A 15,095-nucleotide genomic window follows, 5' to 3' on the forward strand; every position below is an offset into this window, starting at 1 on the left:
CCAGCCCTTTCATCTTGCCTCAAATACCTCCGCCGGAGGCTCCCGCAGTCTCGGCCGCACGACGGCAGGAGGCCGGGGATGACGGCGCTGATGATCCAGGGCACGGGCTCGAACGTCGGCAAGTCGATGCTGGTGGCCGGGCTGTGCCGGGCGGCGCGGCGGCGCGGGCTGAGTGTCGCCCCCTTCAAGCCGCAGAACATGTCGAACAACGCGGCGGTCACTGCCGACGGCGGCGAGATCGGCCGGGCGCAGGCACTGCAGGCGCGGGCGGCGGGGCTTCTGCCCGTCACCGACATGAACCCGGTGCTGCTGAAGCCCGAAAGCGAGACCGGGGCGCAGGTCATCGTGCAGGGGCGGCGGCGCGCCGTCACCGGGGCGCGCGACTATGCCACCTTCCGCGCCGGGCTGATGGGGGCGGTGCTCGAAAGCTTCGGCCGGCTTTCAGCGGCGCATGACCTTGTCCTCGTCGAGGGCGCGGGCAGTCCAGCCGAGGTGAACCTGCGCGCGAACGACATCGCCAACATGGGCTTTGCGCGCGCGGCCGGGGTGCCGGTGGTGCTCGCCGGCGACATCGACCGCGGCGGGGTGATCGCGCAGATCGTCGGCACGCAGGCGGTGCTGGACCCGGCCGACGCGGCGCTGGTGCGCGGCTTTGTCGTGAACAAGTTCCGCGGCGACCCGCGGCTCTTCGACGATGGCTATCGCTTCATCGAGACACGCACCGGCTGGCCCGGTTTCGGCGTGCTGCCCTGGTTCTCCGCGGCGCATCGCCTGCCCGCCGAGGATGCGCTCGACCTGGTTTCGGGCCCGGCCTCGGGCGGGGTGAAGATCGCCTGTCTGAGCTTCTCGCGGATCGCGAATTTCGACGACCTCGACCCGCTCGCGGCCGAGCCGGGGGTCGAGCTGGTGATGGTGCGCGCGGGCGAGCCGATCCCGGGCGATGCGCGGCTGGTGATCCTGCCCGGCACGAAATCGACGCGCGGCGATCTCGCCTTCCTGCGCGCGCAGGGCTGGGACATCGACCTCGCCGCCCATCTGCGCCGCGGCGGCGCTGTGCTGGGCATCTGCGGCGGGTATCAGATGCTGGGCCGCGTGATCGCCGATCCCGAGGGGATCGAGGGGCCCGCGGGCGAAAGCCCCGGGCTGGGCCTTCTCGACGTGACCACGGTGATGACGCCAGAGAAGCGGTTGAGCCGGGTCTCGGCGCGCCATGCGGGCACCGGGCTGGCGGTCGAGGGCTATGAAATCCACATCGGCCGCACCGAGGGGCCGGACCGCGCCCGCCCCTTCGCCGATATTGCCGGCGCGGCGGAGGGCGCGATCTCGGCCGACGGGCGGGTGAGCGGCAGCTATCTGCACGGGCTCTTTGCCGCCGACGACTTCCGTGCGGCTTTCCTCAGCGGGCTGGGCATCGCCGCCTCGGGCCGTGGGCACGAGGCCGGGGTCGAGGCGGCGCTCGAGGCCCTCGCCGATCACGTCGAGGAACATCTCGACGTGACGGGGCTTCTGGCGCTCGCGCGTTAGCGGGCGAGCGCGGCGCTCAGCCGGCCCCATTCCGCCGCGCCGCCGGGCAGGCCAAGGCGCAGCCAGGTGGGTGACCAGGGGAAGATCCGCGACCAGATCCGTTCGCGGGCAAGGCCCTCCAGTGCCGCCGGTGCATCGGGCGTGGCATAGGTGCGAAACAGCGCCGTGCCGCCGACAAGCGACCAGCCCGCCCCCTGCGCCAGCGCATCGAGGCGGAGGGCCTCGGCCGCGAGCCGGGCGATGGTCGCCGCGCACCAGGGCGCATCGGCAAGCGCGATCCGGCCGATCTCGAGCGCGGGGCCCGAGACCGGCCAGGGCCCGGCCGCGGCCTCGAGCGCGGCGATCGTCGCCGCATCGGCGAAGACGAAGCCGAGGCGCAGCCCGGCAAGGCCCCAGAACTTGCCGAAGGAGCGCAGCACCGTCAGCCCATCGGTGCCGGCATGGGCAGCGACCGACAGCCCCGGCACCGGGTCGGCAAAGCTTTCATCGACCACCAGCCGGCCGACAGCGCCCGACAGCGCCAGCAGATCGGCGGGCGCGTGGGTCTGGCCGTCGGGGTTGTTCGGGTTGACGACCACGGCCAGATCGGCGCCGGCAAGGTCCGTCAGTCGTGCCACCTCCTCGACCTGCCAGCCGGCGGCGCGCAGCTGTGCGGCATGCTCGTTATAGGTCGGCGCCAGCACCCGGGCGCGTCCGGGCGGGCCAAGGCGGGGCAACATCTGGATTGCCGCCTGCGCGCCGGCCAGCGCCATCCCCGGCGCCGCGGTGCCAAAGGCTGCCTGCGCGGCGGCAAGCAGTGCGGCCTTGGCCGGCGCCGTGGGCAGCGCCGTCCAGACCTCGGGCGGCAGCGGCGGCAGCGGATAGGGCGCGCGGTTGATGCCGGTCGAGAGGTCGATCCAGTCGGTGCCGCCAAAGCGCGCCCGCGCCGCATCCAGATTACCACCGTGATCGCGCATCAGATCCCCCAGACTGCCGCCGCCGCGAGGAGAAGCCCGAGCCCCGCCATCGCCCGACGGTAAAGCGCAAGGCCGCGGGCAAGGTCAAGCGGCGCGGGATCGGGGGCGGTGCCGTTCAGCCAGGGCTCGGCCGCCACCGTGGTGCCGTAGATCCGCGGCCCGGACAGCCGCACGCCAAGCGCCCCGGCAAGCGCCGCCTCGGGCCAGCCGGCATTGGGCGAGCGATGCGCGCGGGCGTCGCGCATCATCACCGCAAGCGCGCGGCCGGGCGCGCGCGAGACCAGCGCGAAGACCACCCCGGTCAGCCGCGCCGGGATCAGGTTCGCGACATCGTCGATGCGCGCCGCGGCCCAGCCGAAGGCCTCGTGCCGTGCGGTGCGGTGGCCGATCATCGAATCGAGCGTGTTGATCGCCTTGTAGGCGGCAATTCCCGGCAGCCCCGCCACCACGCCCCAGAAAAGGGGCGCGGTGATCCCGTCCGAGCTGTTTTCGGCCAGGCTTTCCAGCGCCGCGCGGGCGACGCCAGCCTCATCCAGCGCCGCGGGATCGCGGCCGACGATCATCGACACCGCCTGCCGCGCAGCGCCAAGGTCACCGGCGACGAGCGGCCGGGCGACAGCTGCGACATGGTCGTGCATCGAGCGGATCGCGACGAGCGGCCAGGCCAGCACGCCGCCGATCACGATGCCGAGCGGCCCCGCCGGCAGCAGCGCCTGTGCGACCGCCCCCGCCCCCGCCGCAAGGGCGATGGTGAGAAGCGCGGCGAAGACACCGCGGGCGCGCCGCGCCGTGCCCTCGCGGTTCAGCCGGCGGTCAAGCGTCGCGATCAGCGCGCCAAGCCAGGTGACCGGGTGGCCGATGCGGCGAAACAGCGCGTCGGGCCAGCCGAAGATCAGGTCGATCGCGCAGGCGACCAGCATCATCGCGGCAAAACTCATCTTTCTCCTCCGGTGAAGCGGCGGATGCCGGTAAGGCCCGCGGCGCGCAGCACCGCCCCTGCGCCCGCGGGCAGAGTGCCCGGCACGAAGAGGAAGGCACGGGCGGCGCCGGTATGGGCAATCGCATACCCGGCGGCACCAAGCGCGCGGGCGATCCCGGCCGAGGGATCGCCCACGGGGCCGCGCAACGCAAGGGTGCGGCGCGCGCTTTCGCTGGCGAGTGCCGCCAGGGTGGGCAGATCGCCGCCCCGGGCCCAGAGCCGGGCGAGGTCGGCGATGTCGGGGAAGCCCGCGTCGCGCGGCTCGGTCCGGCGCGGCGGGCCCCAGAAACCGCCGATCGCGTGAAACCGCGGCAGCGCCGGCAGATGCGCCACCGTCCGCCCCTCGCGCGAGGCCCACAGACGCCGCGCGGGAGACGCGAACATCAGCGGGTCCGAGGCGCCCTCGGCCGCGACGCAGGCGCGGGCGAGCCCCTCGGGCGGGCCCTGCCAGCCCGCAAGCCGGGCGAGCGCCACCAGCGCAGCCGTCGAAACCCCGGTGCCCATGCCGGGCGGCGCGAGCGGGCGCAGCGCCAAGCGGCCGGGCAGCGGCAGGTCAAGCCGGGCGAGCAGCGCGCGCGCCTGCGCCGGCGGCGGCCCGCCATGCAGCATGAGCCCGCGCCCGCCGCTTGCCTGCGCGACGACGCCGAGCGACGGGCAGGGCAGCGTGATCAGCGCCACCGGCCCGTCGGGGCCAAGCCGACCCTGCAGGAACTCGCCGAAATGGCCGGGGACGTGCAGGCTCCCCCTCATCCGCAGACCCGGTTCACGCCGGCCACCGACCAGCCGCCGCCGGGCAGCGCCAGCAGCCGGGTGAGCGACAGCGGCGCCACCTGAAAGGCGAGCGCGCCCGGCACCGATCCGGTGGCGAGCGCCAGCGCCGCGCGCACGATGCCGGCATGGGCGACGACGGCCACCCGCCCCTCGCCCGCCGCCAGCGCCGCAATCGCCGGGGTGGCGCGGGCACACAGATCGGCAAAGCTTTCGCCGCGCGGCGGGCGATGCGCGGCGAGTTCAGACGCAGAGAGCGTGCCGATATCGGGCAGATCGGCGAAGGGCAGCCCTTCCCACTCGCCGAAATCCTGTTCCCACAACCGCGGATCGGTCTCGGGCTCCTGATCGGGCCAGAGCGCCGCCGCGGTCTGCCGGCAGCGCAGCGCGGGCGAGGCGACGACACGCAAAGGCCCCAGCTCGGCGCGCAGCGCGGCAAGCGTGGCCGCGGCGGGCAGATCGGCCGGCACATCGCGGCGACCGGCCAGACAGCCGCCATGGCGCGCGGGCGCATGACGGATGAAGACCAGCTCGCGCATCCCCTCGGCGGACATCTCGCATTTCTCCTTTCGCGGCTGCGCCGTTTCTGCTTTGAAGCCGGGCGGGGGACAAGAGAAACCATGAGCCAGACCATCCTGATTACCGGCGGCGTGCGTTCGGGCAAGAGCGCGATCGCCGAGGGCCGCACCCTCGGCTTCGGCACGCCGGCCGTCTACATCGCCACCGCGCAGGCCTTCGACGGCGAGATGGAAACCCGGATCGCGGCGCATCAGGCCCGGCGCGGCGCCGAATGGCGGACGGTGCAGGAGCCGCTCGACCTTGTCGGCGCGCTGGCCGCGACCGATGGCGCGCCGCGGCTGGTCGACTGTCTGACGCTGTGGCTGACGAACCAGATGCTCGGCGGGCACGACTGGCAGGCGGCGGGGCGCGATCTGTGCGCCGCACTTGCCCGACAGACCTCGCCGGTGGTTCTGGTGACGAACGAGGTCGGTCTGGGCATCGTGCCCGAGAACCGGCTTGCCCGCGAGTTCCGCGATGCCGCGGGGCTTCTCAACCAATGGGTCGCGGCCGTGGCGGACGAGGTGATCTTCGCCGTGGCCGGCCTGCCGATGAAGGTGAAATGATGACATTCCAATCGCTTGCCGAAATCGCCGCGCTGGCGGACACGCTGCCGGCCGTGGACGAGGGCGCCCGCGCTGCCGCCCTTGCCCGGCAGAACAGCCTGACGAAGCCGCCGGGATCGCTCGGCCGGCTCGAGGATCTGGCGATCTTCATGGCGGGCTGGCGCGGCACCGACCGGCCGCGCATCGCCAAGGCGCAGGCGGTAATTTTTGCCGGCAACCACGGCGTCTGCGCGCAGGGGGTGAACCCCTATCCGCAGGACGTGACGAAGCAGATGGTGGCGAATTTCGAGGCCGGCGGCGCCTCGATCAACCAGCTGTGCCGGGTCAACGGGGCCGAGCTGAGCGTCGTCGCGCTCGATCTCGATCATCCCACCGCCGATTTCACCCAGGGCCCGGCGATGACCGAGGCCGAGACGCTTGATGCGATGAACCGCGGCGCGGCGGCGGTCGATCCCACGGCCGATGTGCTGATCCTCGGCGAGATGGGCATCGGCAATTCGACGATCGCGGCGGCGCTCGCCTCGGCGCTTTTCGGCGCGACGCCGGCCGACTGGGTCGGGCCCGGCACCGGCTCGGACGATGCCGGGATCAGGCGCAAGGTCGCGGCGATCGAGGCGGGGCTGCGGCTCCATGGCGGCAAGGACGCGATGACGACGCTCGCAAGCCTTGGCGGGCGCGAGCAGGCGGCGATCTGCGGTGCGGTGCTGGCGGCGCGGGCGGCGCGGATTCCGGTGATTCTCGACGGTTTCATCTGCACCGCGGCGGCGGCGACGCTCTATGCCGCCGAGCCGCGGTTGCTCGATCATTGCCTCGTCGGCCATGCCTCGGCCGAGCCGGGGCACCGGCGCCTGCTCGCGGCGATCGGCAAGACGGCGGTGGTCGAATTCGACATGCGCCTTGGCGAGGGCTCGGGCGCGGCGCTGGCGCTTGGCATCCTGCGCGCCGCGCTCGAATGCCACAACGGCATGGCGACCTTCGGCGAGGCGGGGGTCAGCGAGGCATGATCCGCGCCCGCGCCGCCGAGGCCCAGCTGGCGCTGATGCTGCTGACGCGGCTGCCGGCGGGGCGGCTGCCCGAGCCCGCGCCGGCGATCGGCACGGCAGCCTGGGCCTTTCCGCTGGCGGGGCTCGCCGTCGGGCTGGTCGCGGCGGCGGTGCTGGCCGTGGCCGGCGCGCTTGGCCTGCCGCCGATGCTGGCGGCGGGGCTGGCGCTTGCGTCGATGGTCGTGACCACCGGCGGGCTGCACGAGGACGGGCTCGCCGATGTCGCCGATGGCTTCTGGGGCGGGCGTGAGCGGGCGCGGCGGCTCGAGATCATGCGCGACAGCCGGATCGGCTCCTATGGCACGCTGGCGCTGATCCTGTCGCTCGGCCTGCGCTGGCAGGCGCTGGCGGCGCTGACCGCGGCAGAGCACGGGATCGCGGCGCTGATCGTCATGGCCTGTGCCGCGCGGGTGGCGCCGGTGGCGCTGATGGCGGCGCTGCCGCCCGCGCGCGCCGAAGGCATGGGCCACCTGGCCCGCGGCGTACCGGGCGAAGCGGTGGGGACGGCGCTGCTGATCGGGCTTGCGGTTCTGGCGCTGATCCCCGGCACCGCGCTGGCCCTGCTGGCCGCTGCGCTGGCCACGCTCGGCGTCGGCCTGCTTGCCCGCGCGAAGATCGGCGGGCAGAGCGGCGACGTTCTGGGCACCGGCGAGCAGGCGGCCGAGATCGCGCTTCTTATGGCGCTGGTCGCTCAGCTCGGCTGAGGCGGCAGGCTCGGCCGGCTCAGCAGCCGCTCCATCACGAAGCGCGAGGTGACGGCGCGCATCGGCACCGCCTCGGTCAGGCGCCGGTAAAGCGCGTCATAGCTTGCCATGTCGACGGTGACGACGCGCAGCAGGTAGTCCGCCGCGCCGCCAAGGCGCAGCACCTCCATTACCTCGGGGATCGGCTCGAGCGCCGCCAGAAAGGCCGCGCGCCACGCCGGCGTGTGGTCGAGCGCGATCACCTCGACATAGACGGTGAGCCCGAGGCCGAGCGCCTCGGGCGCCACCCGGATCGTGCGGCCGGCGATGACACCGGCCTCTTCGAGCTTGTGCACCCGCCGCCAGCACGGACTTTGCGACAGGCCGACGCGATCGGCAAGCTCGGCGATCGGCAGCGAGGCATCGCCTTGCAGCTCGCTCAGGATGCGCCGGTCGATGGCGTCCATCTGCCCCTCCTCAGGCGGTCAGGAACTCGCGCACGAAGGCCGAGGCAGGACGCGCGCGCAGATCGGCCGGGCGGCCCACCTGCTCGATCCGGCCCATCGACATCACCACCACCAGATCGGCCAGCTCCATCGCCTCCTCCTGATCGTGGGTGACGAAGATCGTGGTCAGTCCGGTGGTGTCGTGGATCTCGCGCAGGCCATGGCGCAGCTCCTTGCGGACCTTGGCATCGAGTGCGCCGAAGGGTTCGTCCAGCAACAGCATCCGCGGCTCGATCGCCAGTGCGCGGGCAAGCGCCACGCGCTGCCGCTGCCCGCCCGACAGCTGCGCCGGATAGCGCCCGCCGATCTCGGGCAGGCGGATCAGCTCGAGCAGTTTCGTCACGCGTCGGGCGATCTCCTCCTTTTCCGGCCGCAAGGCGCGCGGCCGGGCCTTCAGACCATAGGCGATGTTCTCGAACACCGTCATGTGGCGAAAGAGCGCGTAGTTCTGGAACACGAAGCCGGCGCGGCGCTCCTGCACCGTCAGGCCGGTCGCGTCATGGCCGTCGAACAGCACGCGGCCGGATTCGGGAAACTCGAGCCCGCCGAGGATGCGCAGCAGCGTCGTCTTGCCCGAGCCCGAGGGGCCGAGCAGCGCCACCAGCGCCCCCGAGGGGATCGACAGCGACACCGGCTGCAGCGCGGCGGTGCGGCCGAAGGTCTTCGCGATCTCGTCGATCTCGATATGCATGGCAGGGCTCCTTTCAGGCACGGCGGTTGGCGGAAAGTGCATCGGCATGACGCCATTCGAGCGCGGTCTTGAGGGCAAGGGTCACCAGCGCGAGGCTCGCGAGCAGTGCGGCAAGCGAGAAGGCGGCAACGGTGAGGTATTCGTTGTAGAGCATCTCGATCGCGATCGGCACGGTCGCGGTGACGCCGCGGATCTTGCCGGACACCACCGCGACGGCGCCGAACTCGCCCATGGCGCGGGCGGTGGCCAGAAGCACGCCGTAAAGCAGTGCCCAGCGGATGTTCGGCAAGGTCACGGTGAAGAACATCCGCCAGCCCGAGGCGCCCAGCGTCAGCGCGGCTTCTTCCTCGGCGCGGCCCTGCTCGACCATCACCGGCAGGATCTCGCGTGCGACGAAGGGGAAGGTGACGAAGACGGTGGCCAGCACGATCCCCGGCAGCGCGAAGACGACCGGCATCCCCTGCCCCACGAGCCAGTCGCCAAGCGTTGTATTCGCGCCGAAGAGCAGCACGAGGCAGAGCCCCGCCACCACCGGCGAGACCGAGAACGGCAGGTCGATGAGCGTGATGAGCACCGCCTTGCCGGGAAAGTCGAAGCGCGCGATCGCCCAGCCGGCAGCCAGGCCGAAGACGGCGGTCAGCGGCACCGACAGCGCCGTGACCAGCAGCGTCAGCCGGATCGCGGCATGTGCCTCGGGCTCGGCCAGCGCGGTCAGGGCGGCGCCCGCGCCCTGTGACAGCGCCTCGCCGAAGACGGTGACGAGCGGGGCGAAGAGCAGCACCGCCAGCAGCACGAAGACCAGGCCGATCAGGCCGCGGCGCAGGGCTGCGGGCTCCTCGGTCGCGGCGCGGAAGCGGCGGGCGGGACGGGGCGGGGCAAGATGGGCGGCGTCAAACATAACCGATCCTCCGGCGGCTCCAGACCTGGACCGCATTGATGAGCAGAAGCATGGCGAAGGAGATGCCGAGCATGGCGATGCCGATCGCGGCGGCGCCGTCGATGTCGAATTCCTCGAGCCGGATGACGATCAGAAGCGGCGCGATCTCGGTCTTCATCGGCAGGTTGCCGGCAATGAAGATCACCGAGCCGTATTCGCCCACGCCGCGGGCCAGCGCGAGGGCAAAGCCGGTGAGCGCGGCCGGCATCAGCACCGGCGCCACCACCCGCCGCAGCGTCGTCAGCCGCGAGGCGCCAAGCGTCGCCGAGGCCTCCTCGACCTCACGGTCGATCTCGGCGATCACCGGCTGCACAGTGCGCACGACGAAGGGCAGACCGACGAAAACCAGCGCCACCAGAATGCCCGGGGGCGCATAGGCGATGCGCAGCCCGGCCCCGGCCGCGATCTGGCCGAAGACGCCGTTCGGCGCGTAAAGCGCAGTGAGCGCGATGCCCGCGACCGCCGTCGGCAGCGCGAAAGGCAGGTCGATCGCGGCGTCGATCAGGCGCCGGCCGGGGAAGCGGTAACGCACCAGCACCCAGGCCACGACGACGCCGAAGACGAGGTTGAAGGCCGCGGCGATCAGCGCCGAACGGAAGGAGAGCAGGAGCGCCGAGCGCACCCGCTCGCCCGAGATCGCCGCCGCGAGATCGCCGAGCCCCATCCCCGCGCCGCGCACGAGCAGCGCGCCGATGGGCAGAAGCACGATCAGGCTCAGCAGGCTGAGCACCAGCCCCGCGCTGAGCGCGAAGCCGGGCATCGGGGATTTCGCGACGATGCGCATGGCGACCTCACTTCGCGGTATAGATCTGGTCGAAGGTGCCGCCGTCGCCGAAGTGCTCGGGCTGCGCCTTGGCCCAGCCGCCGAAATCCTCGATCGTCACCAGCTGCAGCGGGGCGAAGCGCGCGGCATCCTCGGGCGCGGCCTTCGAGGCATCCCAGGCACGATAGAAATGCTTGAGCGCAAGCGCCTGCGCCTCGGGGCTGTAGAGATGCTCGAGATAGGCATCGGCCAGCGCGCGCTGCGCGTCGGTCTTGATGTTGGCGTCGACCACCGCGACCGGCGGCTCGGCGAGGATCGAGACCGAGGGCACGACGATGTCGAAGGCATCGGCGCCAAGCTGCTTCTCTGCCAGCCAGGCCTCGTTCTCCCAGGCGAGCAGCACGTCACCGATGCCGCGCTGCGCGAAGGTCGTGGTCGCCCCGCGCGCGCCGGTATCGAGCACCGGAACATGGCGGAAGAGATCACCGACGAAGGCCTTCGGGTCCTGCCCGTTCTTCTCGGCCCAGGCCCAGGCGGCGAGGTAGTTCCAGCGCGCCCCGCCCGAGGTCTTCGGGTTCGGGGTGATGACCTCGACGCCCTCCTTCACCAGGTCGCCCCAGTCGTGGATGCCCTTCGGATTGCCCTCGCGCACCAGGAAGACGATGGTCGAGGTATAGGGCGAGGAATTGTGCGGCAGACGCCCCTGCCAGTCGGCCGGCAGCTTGCCGGCGGCGGCGATCTTGTCGATGTCGGAGGCAAGCGCGAGGGTCACGACCTGCGCGTCGAGCCCGTCGATCACCGCCCGGGCCTGCGAGCCGGAACCGCCGTGCGAGACCTCGATCTTCGCCGCCTCATGGCCCTGCGCGCCCCACCAGTCGGCGAACAGCTTGTCGTAATCGCGGTAGAATTCACGGGTCGGATCGTAGCTGACGTTGAGCAGCGTCTCGGCGGCCTGCGTCGGCTGCGGTGCCACGGCAAGGGCCGCAAGCGCCAGCGTCAGCGCCGTCACCGTGGTGCGCGCCGCCCGCACCAGGTTCACCGGAAATCCGGTGAGGATCTCGCGGCCGGTGGTGATGGTGACGCGCCCGTCGGGATGCGCCTCGACGAGCTGGCCCTGTGCGCTGAGGCGGCCGGCGAACTGGATCGTTCTGAACATGCTTCCCTCCTGTCGTGCAGGGCACCTTGCCCCTTCACGTTTATCACGACAGAGATTGTCGTTATTTGCAACGGAAAAAACTCGCCTTATTTCATCGAGATTTTGGAAAATGATTCCCCGGCGCAGGATGTGGCAACGGGCCGCAGTGCGGCCCGGAGTTTCACGTCAGTTCAGGAAGATGCCGGATCAGCCCGGCGGCAACGGCTGCGCAAGGATCTTCTGTGCCATCGGCGTGGCATGCAGCATGTCCTCGAGCGTGAGCGATTCGATCAGCACGAGATAGGACCAGTAGAGCTCGGCGAAGACGCGGCGGATCCGGCAGCTTTCCTCGTCGGAACAGTCGTCGCAGCGCTGGTAGGCCTTGCGCGACAGGCAGGGCAAGGGCGCGATCGGCCCGTCGATCATCCGCAACAGATCCGAGATCGGCACCTGCGCCGGTTCCTTGATCAGCGCATAACCGCCCGACCGGCCACGGGTCGAGGCGATATAGCCGGCGTTGCGCAGCTCGAGCAGGATGTGCTCGAGAAAGCGCTTCGGTGCACCGGAGCGCGTCGCGATCTCCTCGATGCGCAGCGCCTTGCCCTCGGCGGCCTTCTCGTCGCCCAGCACCATCAGCGCCTTCAGCGCATATTTCATCTTCTGCGTGATCATGTGCCTTGATACCGCAGCCCCGGCGCCCCCGCAACAAAACCGACCGCTCGGGTCGGGTTTTCCCGCCCTGCGCGAGCGCCCCTGCCCCGCCACACCCGCTTCTTGCCGCGCCGGCAATTGCCGCAAGGGCTTGCCGAACGCGCATTTCCGGCGCTTGATCGGACCAGAGCCCCGAAACCGGAAAGGGAGCGGAAGATGAGCCTGAAGGACGAAATCACCCAGCTTCGCGCGGAATTTGACGCCCATGTCACCTCGCAGACCGGGCGGGCGCGCAAGATGGCCGAGCCGGTGCAGGACACGGCCGAGGCCGCGGCAGCCGACAGCGCACAGCTGGAGGGGCTGATGGAAACCATCGGCGCCACGCTTGATGACATGTCAGATGAAATCGAGAAGTTTCCGAAGCTGACGGCTTTGGCCGCGCTTGGTGTCGGGCTGGCGCTTGGCGTGGTGATCGGGCGCCAGCTGCGCTGAAAGGGAAAAGCATGACCGGATTCGAATCGACCAAGTTCTACGCCCGTGTCGCGCTGATGCGGCGCCGGCTGCTGCTGAAGCAGATGATCCGCCGCGCGCTCGCGGGCATGCTCGCCGTCGCCGCGCTGATCGTCGCGGCGAGTTTTGCCACCCGGACGCTCTACCTCGCGCTGCTGGCGCCGCTGGGCGAGCTCGGCGCAACCGGCGTGCTGGCGGGCGGCTACCTGGTGCTTGCCGTCGGCCTGCTGCTTTTCGCGCTGAGCGAACCCGGCTCGGCCGAGATGACGGCACTGACCGAGATGGAGGAGATCGCCCGCGCCCGAGCCCTCGCCGAGACCCAGGGCACCGTCGCCGGCGTCGAGGGACGAATCGAATCACTTGGCAGCTCGATCTCGATCGGGCTCAGCCTGCTTGGCATGCTGCGCCGGATCATGGCCCGGAAGAAGGCGGCGGAGTAAGCCCGCCGTCCGAACTGCGGTCTTGCATGTACAGCGACCAGACCGCGACGAAGAGCGCCGCGATCAGCGGGCCGATGACGAAGCCGTTCACGCCGACGAGCGTCAGCCCGCCCACCGTCGACAGCAGCACGAGATAATCGGGCAGCCGGGTGCTTTTGCCGACCAGCGGCGGGCGCAGGAAGTTGTCGATCAGGCTGATCACCAGCATGCCCACCAGCATCAGCGCCACGCCGCGCAGCACCTCGCCCGAGATCAGCAGGTACAGCGACACCGGCAGCCACACGAGGCTTGCCCCCACCGCCGGCACCAGCGACAGCAGCGCCATCAGCACCCCCCACAGCAGTGCCGCGCGGATGCCGAGCGCGGCAAAGGCAAGCCCGCCGATCGTGCCCTGGATCACCGCGATGATGATGTTGCCCTTCACCGTCGCGCGCATCACTGCCTCGAATTCCTCGATCAGCTTGCCGGTGTGATGGTCGCTGAGCGGGCTGGCGCGGCGGATCGTGGCGGCCAGCGCCGGCCCGTCACGGAACAGGAAGAACAGCAGATAGAGCATCACACCAAAACTGACGAAGAGTTGCGCCGTCCCCTGGGTGATGGTGAAGGCGCGGGTGGCGATGGTCTGGCTGACGTTTTCGAGAAAACTGGTGATGCCCGACTGCATGTCGCCGAAATCGCCCAGGTTCAGCGACGAGAGCACGTGCCGTGCCCCGGCGGGCAGCGCCGCGCGGACCTGGTCGAGCAACGCCGCGGGATCGAATTCGCGGCTGCTGATCGAGGCGGTGAGTGCCGAGGCCTCGCGCGCCAGCGCCGCAAGGATCAGCACCCCCGGGATCACCACGATACAGATGCAGGCAAGCACGCTGACAAAGGCGGCCAGCGACCGGCGACCGCCAAAGCGGCGCTCGAGCCTGACCTGCAGCGGCCGGAACAACAGCGCCAGGATCACCGCCCAGAGCACCGAACCATACCAGGGCAGCACGAGCCAGATGAAGGCGACGGAGACCAGCACGACCAGGGCGAAGAAGCTGGCATTCGGCGAAGGGGATCTGAACATCGGGCGGAGCTCCGCAAGGGTCACGACGGGGAGCGGGCCCCGACAGCGGCAGCATATCGCAGCGCGCCGGCCGAGAACACGCGGATTGCCGCCACGGTTTCCGCCGGGCCGTAAACATCTTGTCAATAAATTGAAAAATATCGGATTTTGCTCCGACGAAACAGTCGAAGACAGCGCATGGCCGCGTTGACAGAGCGGGGCTTTCGCGTCAGCCTGCGCGCAACCGCAACGCCGGCCCCTCCCTGCCGACCCCGCGTCCCGACGCGCCGGCGCGGGAACCGTTCCGGAAGGAGATCGCGCATGATCCGTACAAAACAGGTGTCGCTGACTCGGGCCCTTCTTGTCTGCACCTGCCTCGGCGCCACGCTGCCCACTGCCGCCGCAGCCGGTGGTTTCTTCGACGATCTGCTGGTCAGACTCGGCCTGCGCGAGGCCGAGACCGCAATCGCCAGCTCGAACGGCCGGATCGAGGCGCAAAGCGTCGACGTCGCGCCGAAATACGCCGGGCGGATCACCGAGGTTGACGTGCACGAGGGCCAGATCGTCGAGGCGGGCGAGGTGATCGCGAAGATCGACGACCGTTCCTATCAGGCGCAGCTCTTGGCCGCCGAAGCCTCGGTGCTGCAGGCGAAGGCGGCGAAGGAGCAGGCGCAGGCCGCAGTGACGCAGGCGCAAAGTGCGCTTTCCGTGGCGCAGACCACCTATGACCGCACCGTCACCCTGCATGCCGAGGGCCACGCCGCGCAAAGCGTGCTGGATGACGTGACGAACGCGCTTGAAACCGCGAAGGCGGCGCTTGCCGCGGCGCAGGCGCAGGTCTCGAACGGGGACGCGCTGATCGCTGCGGCCGAGGCGAGCGTCGAGCAGGTCAAGGTGGCGCTCGACGATCTGACGGTGCGCGCGCCGCTGCGCGGGCGGGTCGAATACCGGCTGCACGAGCCGGGCGAGGTGATCGCCGCGGGCACGCCGGTGGCGACGCTGCTCGATCTGACCGACGTCTACATGAACCTCTATCTGCCGGCGACGGTGGTCGGCACGCTCGCCTCGAATGACGAGGCGCGGATGATCCTCGACCCGATCCCGCAATATGTGGTGCCGGCGAAGATCACCTTCATCGCGCCCGAGGCGCAGTTCACGCCAAAGAGCGTCGAGACGCAGGAAGAGCGCGAACAGCTGGTGTTCCGCGTCAAGCTGACGATCCCGAAGGAGCTGCTCGAGAAGTTCGAGGATCAGGTGAAGGTCGGCGTGCGCGGCATCGGCTATGTCCGCACCCGCCCCGATGCCGAATGGCCGGCGAACCTTCAAGTCAAACTGCCGCAATAGGCCGG

18 protein-coding genes are annotated in these 15,095 nt (G+C 70.7%); 7 read left to right on the plus strand and 11 right to left on the minus strand.

The window, feature by feature from the left end:
- Positions 1 to 78: 78 nt before the first annotated feature.
- Positions 79 to 1,524, plus strand: coding sequence for a cobyric acid synthase (locus tag EOW65_RS04560; protein ID WP_128147811.1), 1,446 nt, complete (start codon positions 79 to 81; stop codon positions 1,522 to 1,524).
- Here EOW65_RS04560 and cobD read toward each other — a convergent pair.
- From cobD to EOW65_RS04580, 4 genes are read right to left on the minus strand one after another with little or no spacing between them, the layout of a single operon-like run.
- The gene (cobD, locus tag EOW65_RS04565) at positions 1,521 to 2,480 is read right to left on the minus strand and encodes a threonine-phosphate decarboxylase CobD (protein WP_128147812.1); all 960 of its coding nucleotides are present in this window, start codon (positions 2,478 to 2,480) and stop codon (positions 1,521 to 1,523) included. The genes EOW65_RS04560 and cobD overlap by 4 nt on opposite strands.
- Positions 2,480 to 3,418 (minus strand): adenosylcobinamide-phosphate synthase CbiB, encoded by a 939-nt coding sequence (gene cbiB, locus EOW65_RS04570; RefSeq protein ID WP_128147813.1) that lies wholly within the window; start codon positions 3,416 to 3,418, stop codon positions 2,480 to 2,482. The genes cobD and cbiB overlap by 1 nt, the downstream gene beginning before the upstream one ends.
- Positions 3,415 to 4,209: a propanediol utilization protein gene (locus tag EOW65_RS04575; protein ID WP_128147814.1), complete on the minus strand. Its 795-nt coding sequence runs from the start codon at positions 4,207 to 4,209 to the stop codon at positions 3,415 to 3,417. The genes cbiB and EOW65_RS04575 overlap by 4 nt, the downstream gene beginning before the upstream one ends.
- Positions 4,206 to 4,781 carry a histidine phosphatase family protein gene (locus EOW65_RS04580; protein WP_128147815.1) on the minus strand — a complete coding sequence of 192 codons (576 nt, stop codon included), beginning with the start codon at positions 4,779 to 4,781 and terminating at the stop codon, positions 4,206 to 4,208. The genes EOW65_RS04575 and EOW65_RS04580 overlap by 4 nt, the downstream gene beginning before the upstream one ends.
- Before the next feature lie 66 nt (positions 4,782 to 4,847).
- On the opposite strand from EOW65_RS04580, the gene cobU reads away from it, so the two are divergent.
- The 3 genes from cobU to cobS are packed head-to-tail and all read left to right on the plus strand — an operon-like array spanning position 4,848 to position 7,098.
- Complete coding sequence (cobU, locus tag EOW65_RS04585; protein ID WP_113899923.1) at positions 4,848 to 5,351, plus strand: bifunctional adenosylcobinamide kinase/adenosylcobinamide-phosphate guanylyltransferase; 504 nt, start codon at positions 4,848 to 4,850, stop codon at positions 5,349 to 5,351.
- Complete coding sequence (gene cobT / locus EOW65_RS04590; protein ID WP_128147816.1) at positions 5,348 to 6,355, plus strand: nicotinate-nucleotide--dimethylbenzimidazole phosphoribosyltransferase; 1,008 nt, start codon at positions 5,348 to 5,350, stop codon at positions 6,353 to 6,355. Before cobU ends, cobT begins: the two co-directional genes overlap by 4 nt.
- Entirely contained in the window at positions 6,352 to 7,098 is a 747-nt protein-coding gene (cobS, locus tag EOW65_RS04595; RefSeq protein ID WP_128147817.1) for an adenosylcobinamide-GDP ribazoletransferase, read from the plus strand. The genes cobT and cobS overlap by 4 nt, the downstream gene beginning before the upstream one ends.
- On the opposite strand, the gene EOW65_RS04600 is transcribed toward cobS, so the two are convergent.
- From EOW65_RS04600 to EOW65_RS04625, 6 genes are all read right to left on the minus strand, one after another.
- Entirely contained in the window at positions 7,086 to 7,544 is a 459-nt protein-coding gene (locus EOW65_RS04600) for an Lrp/AsnC family transcriptional regulator (protein WP_128147818.1), read from the minus strand. The genes cobS and EOW65_RS04600 overlap by 13 nt on opposite strands.
- Positions 7,545 to 7,554: 10 nt before the next feature.
- Positions 7,555 to 8,274 (minus strand): sulfate/molybdate ABC transporter ATP-binding protein, encoded by a 720-nt coding sequence (locus EOW65_RS04605; RefSeq protein ID WP_128147819.1) that lies wholly within the window; start codon positions 8,272 to 8,274, stop codon positions 7,555 to 7,557.
- 13 nt (positions 8,275 to 8,287) lie between these two features.
- Complete coding sequence (gene cysW / locus EOW65_RS04610) at positions 8,288 to 9,172, minus strand: sulfate ABC transporter permease subunit CysW (protein ID WP_128147820.1); 885 nt, start codon at positions 9,170 to 9,172, stop codon at positions 8,288 to 8,290.
- The gene (gene cysT, locus EOW65_RS04615) at positions 9,165 to 9,995 is read right to left on the minus strand and encodes a sulfate ABC transporter permease subunit CysT (protein WP_128147821.1); all 831 of its coding nucleotides are present in this window, start codon (positions 9,993 to 9,995) and stop codon (positions 9,165 to 9,167) included. The genes cysW and cysT overlap by 8 nt, the downstream gene beginning before the upstream one ends.
- A gap of 7 nt (positions 9,996 to 10,002) precedes the next feature.
- The gene (locus EOW65_RS04620) at positions 10,003 to 11,130 is read right to left on the minus strand and encodes a sulfate ABC transporter substrate-binding protein (protein ID WP_240664494.1); all 1,128 of its coding nucleotides are present in this window, start codon (positions 11,128 to 11,130) and stop codon (positions 10,003 to 10,005) included.
- Between the two features lie 186 nt (positions 11,131 to 11,316).
- Positions 11,317 to 11,781: an RrF2 family transcriptional regulator gene (locus tag EOW65_RS04625; RefSeq protein WP_128147822.1), complete on the minus strand. Its 465-nt coding sequence runs from the start codon at positions 11,779 to 11,781 to the stop codon at positions 11,317 to 11,319.
- Positions 11,782 to 11,976: 195 nt separating this feature from the next.
- On the opposite strand from EOW65_RS04625, the gene EOW65_RS04630 reads away from it, so the two are divergent.
- Positions 11,977 to 12,252, plus strand: a complete 276-nt coding sequence (locus EOW65_RS04630) for a hypothetical protein (protein ID WP_128147823.1) — start codon at positions 11,977 to 11,979, stop codon at positions 12,250 to 12,252.
- 11 nt (positions 12,253 to 12,263) lie between these two features.
- Positions 12,264 to 12,710 carry a hypothetical protein gene (locus tag EOW65_RS04635; RefSeq protein ID WP_128147824.1) on the plus strand — a complete coding sequence of 149 codons (447 nt, stop codon included), beginning with the start codon at positions 12,264 to 12,266 and terminating at the stop codon, positions 12,708 to 12,710.
- Here the strand turns inward: EOW65_RS04635 and EOW65_RS04640 are convergent.
- Entirely contained in the window at positions 12,682 to 13,767 is a 1,086-nt protein-coding gene (locus EOW65_RS04640; protein ID WP_128147825.1) for an AI-2E family transporter, read from the minus strand. The genes EOW65_RS04635 and EOW65_RS04640 overlap by 29 nt on opposite strands.
- A 300-nt stretch (positions 13,768 to 14,067) precedes the next feature.
- On the opposite strand from EOW65_RS04640, the gene EOW65_RS04645 reads away from it, so the two are divergent.
- A complete protein-coding gene (locus EOW65_RS04645; protein ID WP_128147826.1) occupies positions 14,068 to 15,090 on the plus strand; it encodes an HlyD family secretion protein in 1,023 nt (340 codons plus the stop codon).
- The last annotated feature ends 5 nt before the right edge of the window (positions 15,091 to 15,095 follow it).

Origin of the sequence: Paenirhodobacter ferrireducens (assembly GCF_004022265.1) — a bacterium.
GTDB lineage: Bacteria > Pseudomonadota > Alphaproteobacteria > Rhodobacterales > Rhodobacteraceae > Rhodobacter > Rhodobacter ferrireducens.

Coding starts and splice junctions, on each gene's coding strand:
- EOW65_RS04560 (WP_128147811.1), top strand. CDS start 79: ATGACGGCGCTGATGATCCAGGGCACGGGCTCGAACGTCGGCAAGTCG.
- cobD (WP_128147812.1), bottom strand. CDS start 2,480: ATGCGCGATCACGGTGGTAATCTGGATGCGGCGCGGGCGCGCTTTGGC.
- cbiB (WP_128147813.1), bottom strand. CDS start 3,418: ATGAGTTTTGCCGCGATGATGCTGGTCGCCTGCGCGATCGACCTGATC.
- EOW65_RS04575 (WP_128147814.1), bottom strand. CDS start 4,209: ATGAGGGGGAGCCTGCACGTCCCCGGCCATTTCGGCGAGTTCCTGCAG.
- EOW65_RS04580 (WP_128147815.1), bottom strand. CDS start 4,781: ATGTCCGCCGAGGGGATGCGCGAGCTGGTCTTCATCCGTCATGCGCCC.
- cobU (WP_113899923.1), top strand. CDS start 4,848: ATGAGCCAGACCATCCTGATTACCGGCGGCGTGCGTTCGGGCAAGAGC.
- cobT (WP_128147816.1), top strand. CDS start 5,348: ATGATGACATTCCAATCGCTTGCCGAAATCGCCGCGCTGGCGGACACG.
- cobS (WP_128147817.1), top strand. CDS start 6,352: ATGATCCGCGCCCGCGCCGCCGAGGCCCAGCTGGCGCTGATGCTGCTG.
- EOW65_RS04600 (WP_128147818.1), bottom strand. CDS start 7,544: ATGGACGCCATCGACCGGCGCATCCTGAGCGAGCTGCAAGGCGATGCC.
- EOW65_RS04605 (WP_128147819.1), bottom strand. CDS start 8,274: ATGCATATCGAGATCGACGAGATCGCGAAGACCTTCGGCCGCACCGCC.
- cysW (WP_128147820.1), bottom strand. CDS start 9,172: ATGTTTGACGCCGCCCATCTTGCCCCGCCCCGTCCCGCCCGCCGCTTC.
- cysT (WP_128147821.1), bottom strand. CDS start 9,995: ATGCGCATCGTCGCGAAATCCCCGATGCCCGGCTTCGCGCTCAGCGCG.
- EOW65_RS04620 (WP_240664494.1), bottom strand. CDS start 11,130: ATGTTCAGAACGATCCAGTTCGCCGGCCGCCTCAGCGCACAGGGCCAG.
- EOW65_RS04625 (WP_128147822.1), bottom strand. CDS start 11,781: ATGATCACGCAGAAGATGAAATATGCGCTGAAGGCGCTGATGGTGCTG.
- EOW65_RS04630 (WP_128147823.1), top strand. CDS start 11,977: ATGAGCCTGAAGGACGAAATCACCCAGCTTCGCGCGGAATTTGACGCC.
- EOW65_RS04635 (WP_128147824.1), top strand. CDS start 12,264: ATGACCGGATTCGAATCGACCAAGTTCTACGCCCGTGTCGCGCTGATG.
- EOW65_RS04640 (WP_128147825.1), bottom strand. CDS start 13,767: ATGTTCAGATCCCCTTCGCCGAATGCCAGCTTCTTCGCCCTGGTCGTG.
- EOW65_RS04645 (WP_128147826.1), top strand. CDS start 14,068: ATGATCCGTACAAAACAGGTGTCGCTGACTCGGGCCCTTCTTGTCTGC.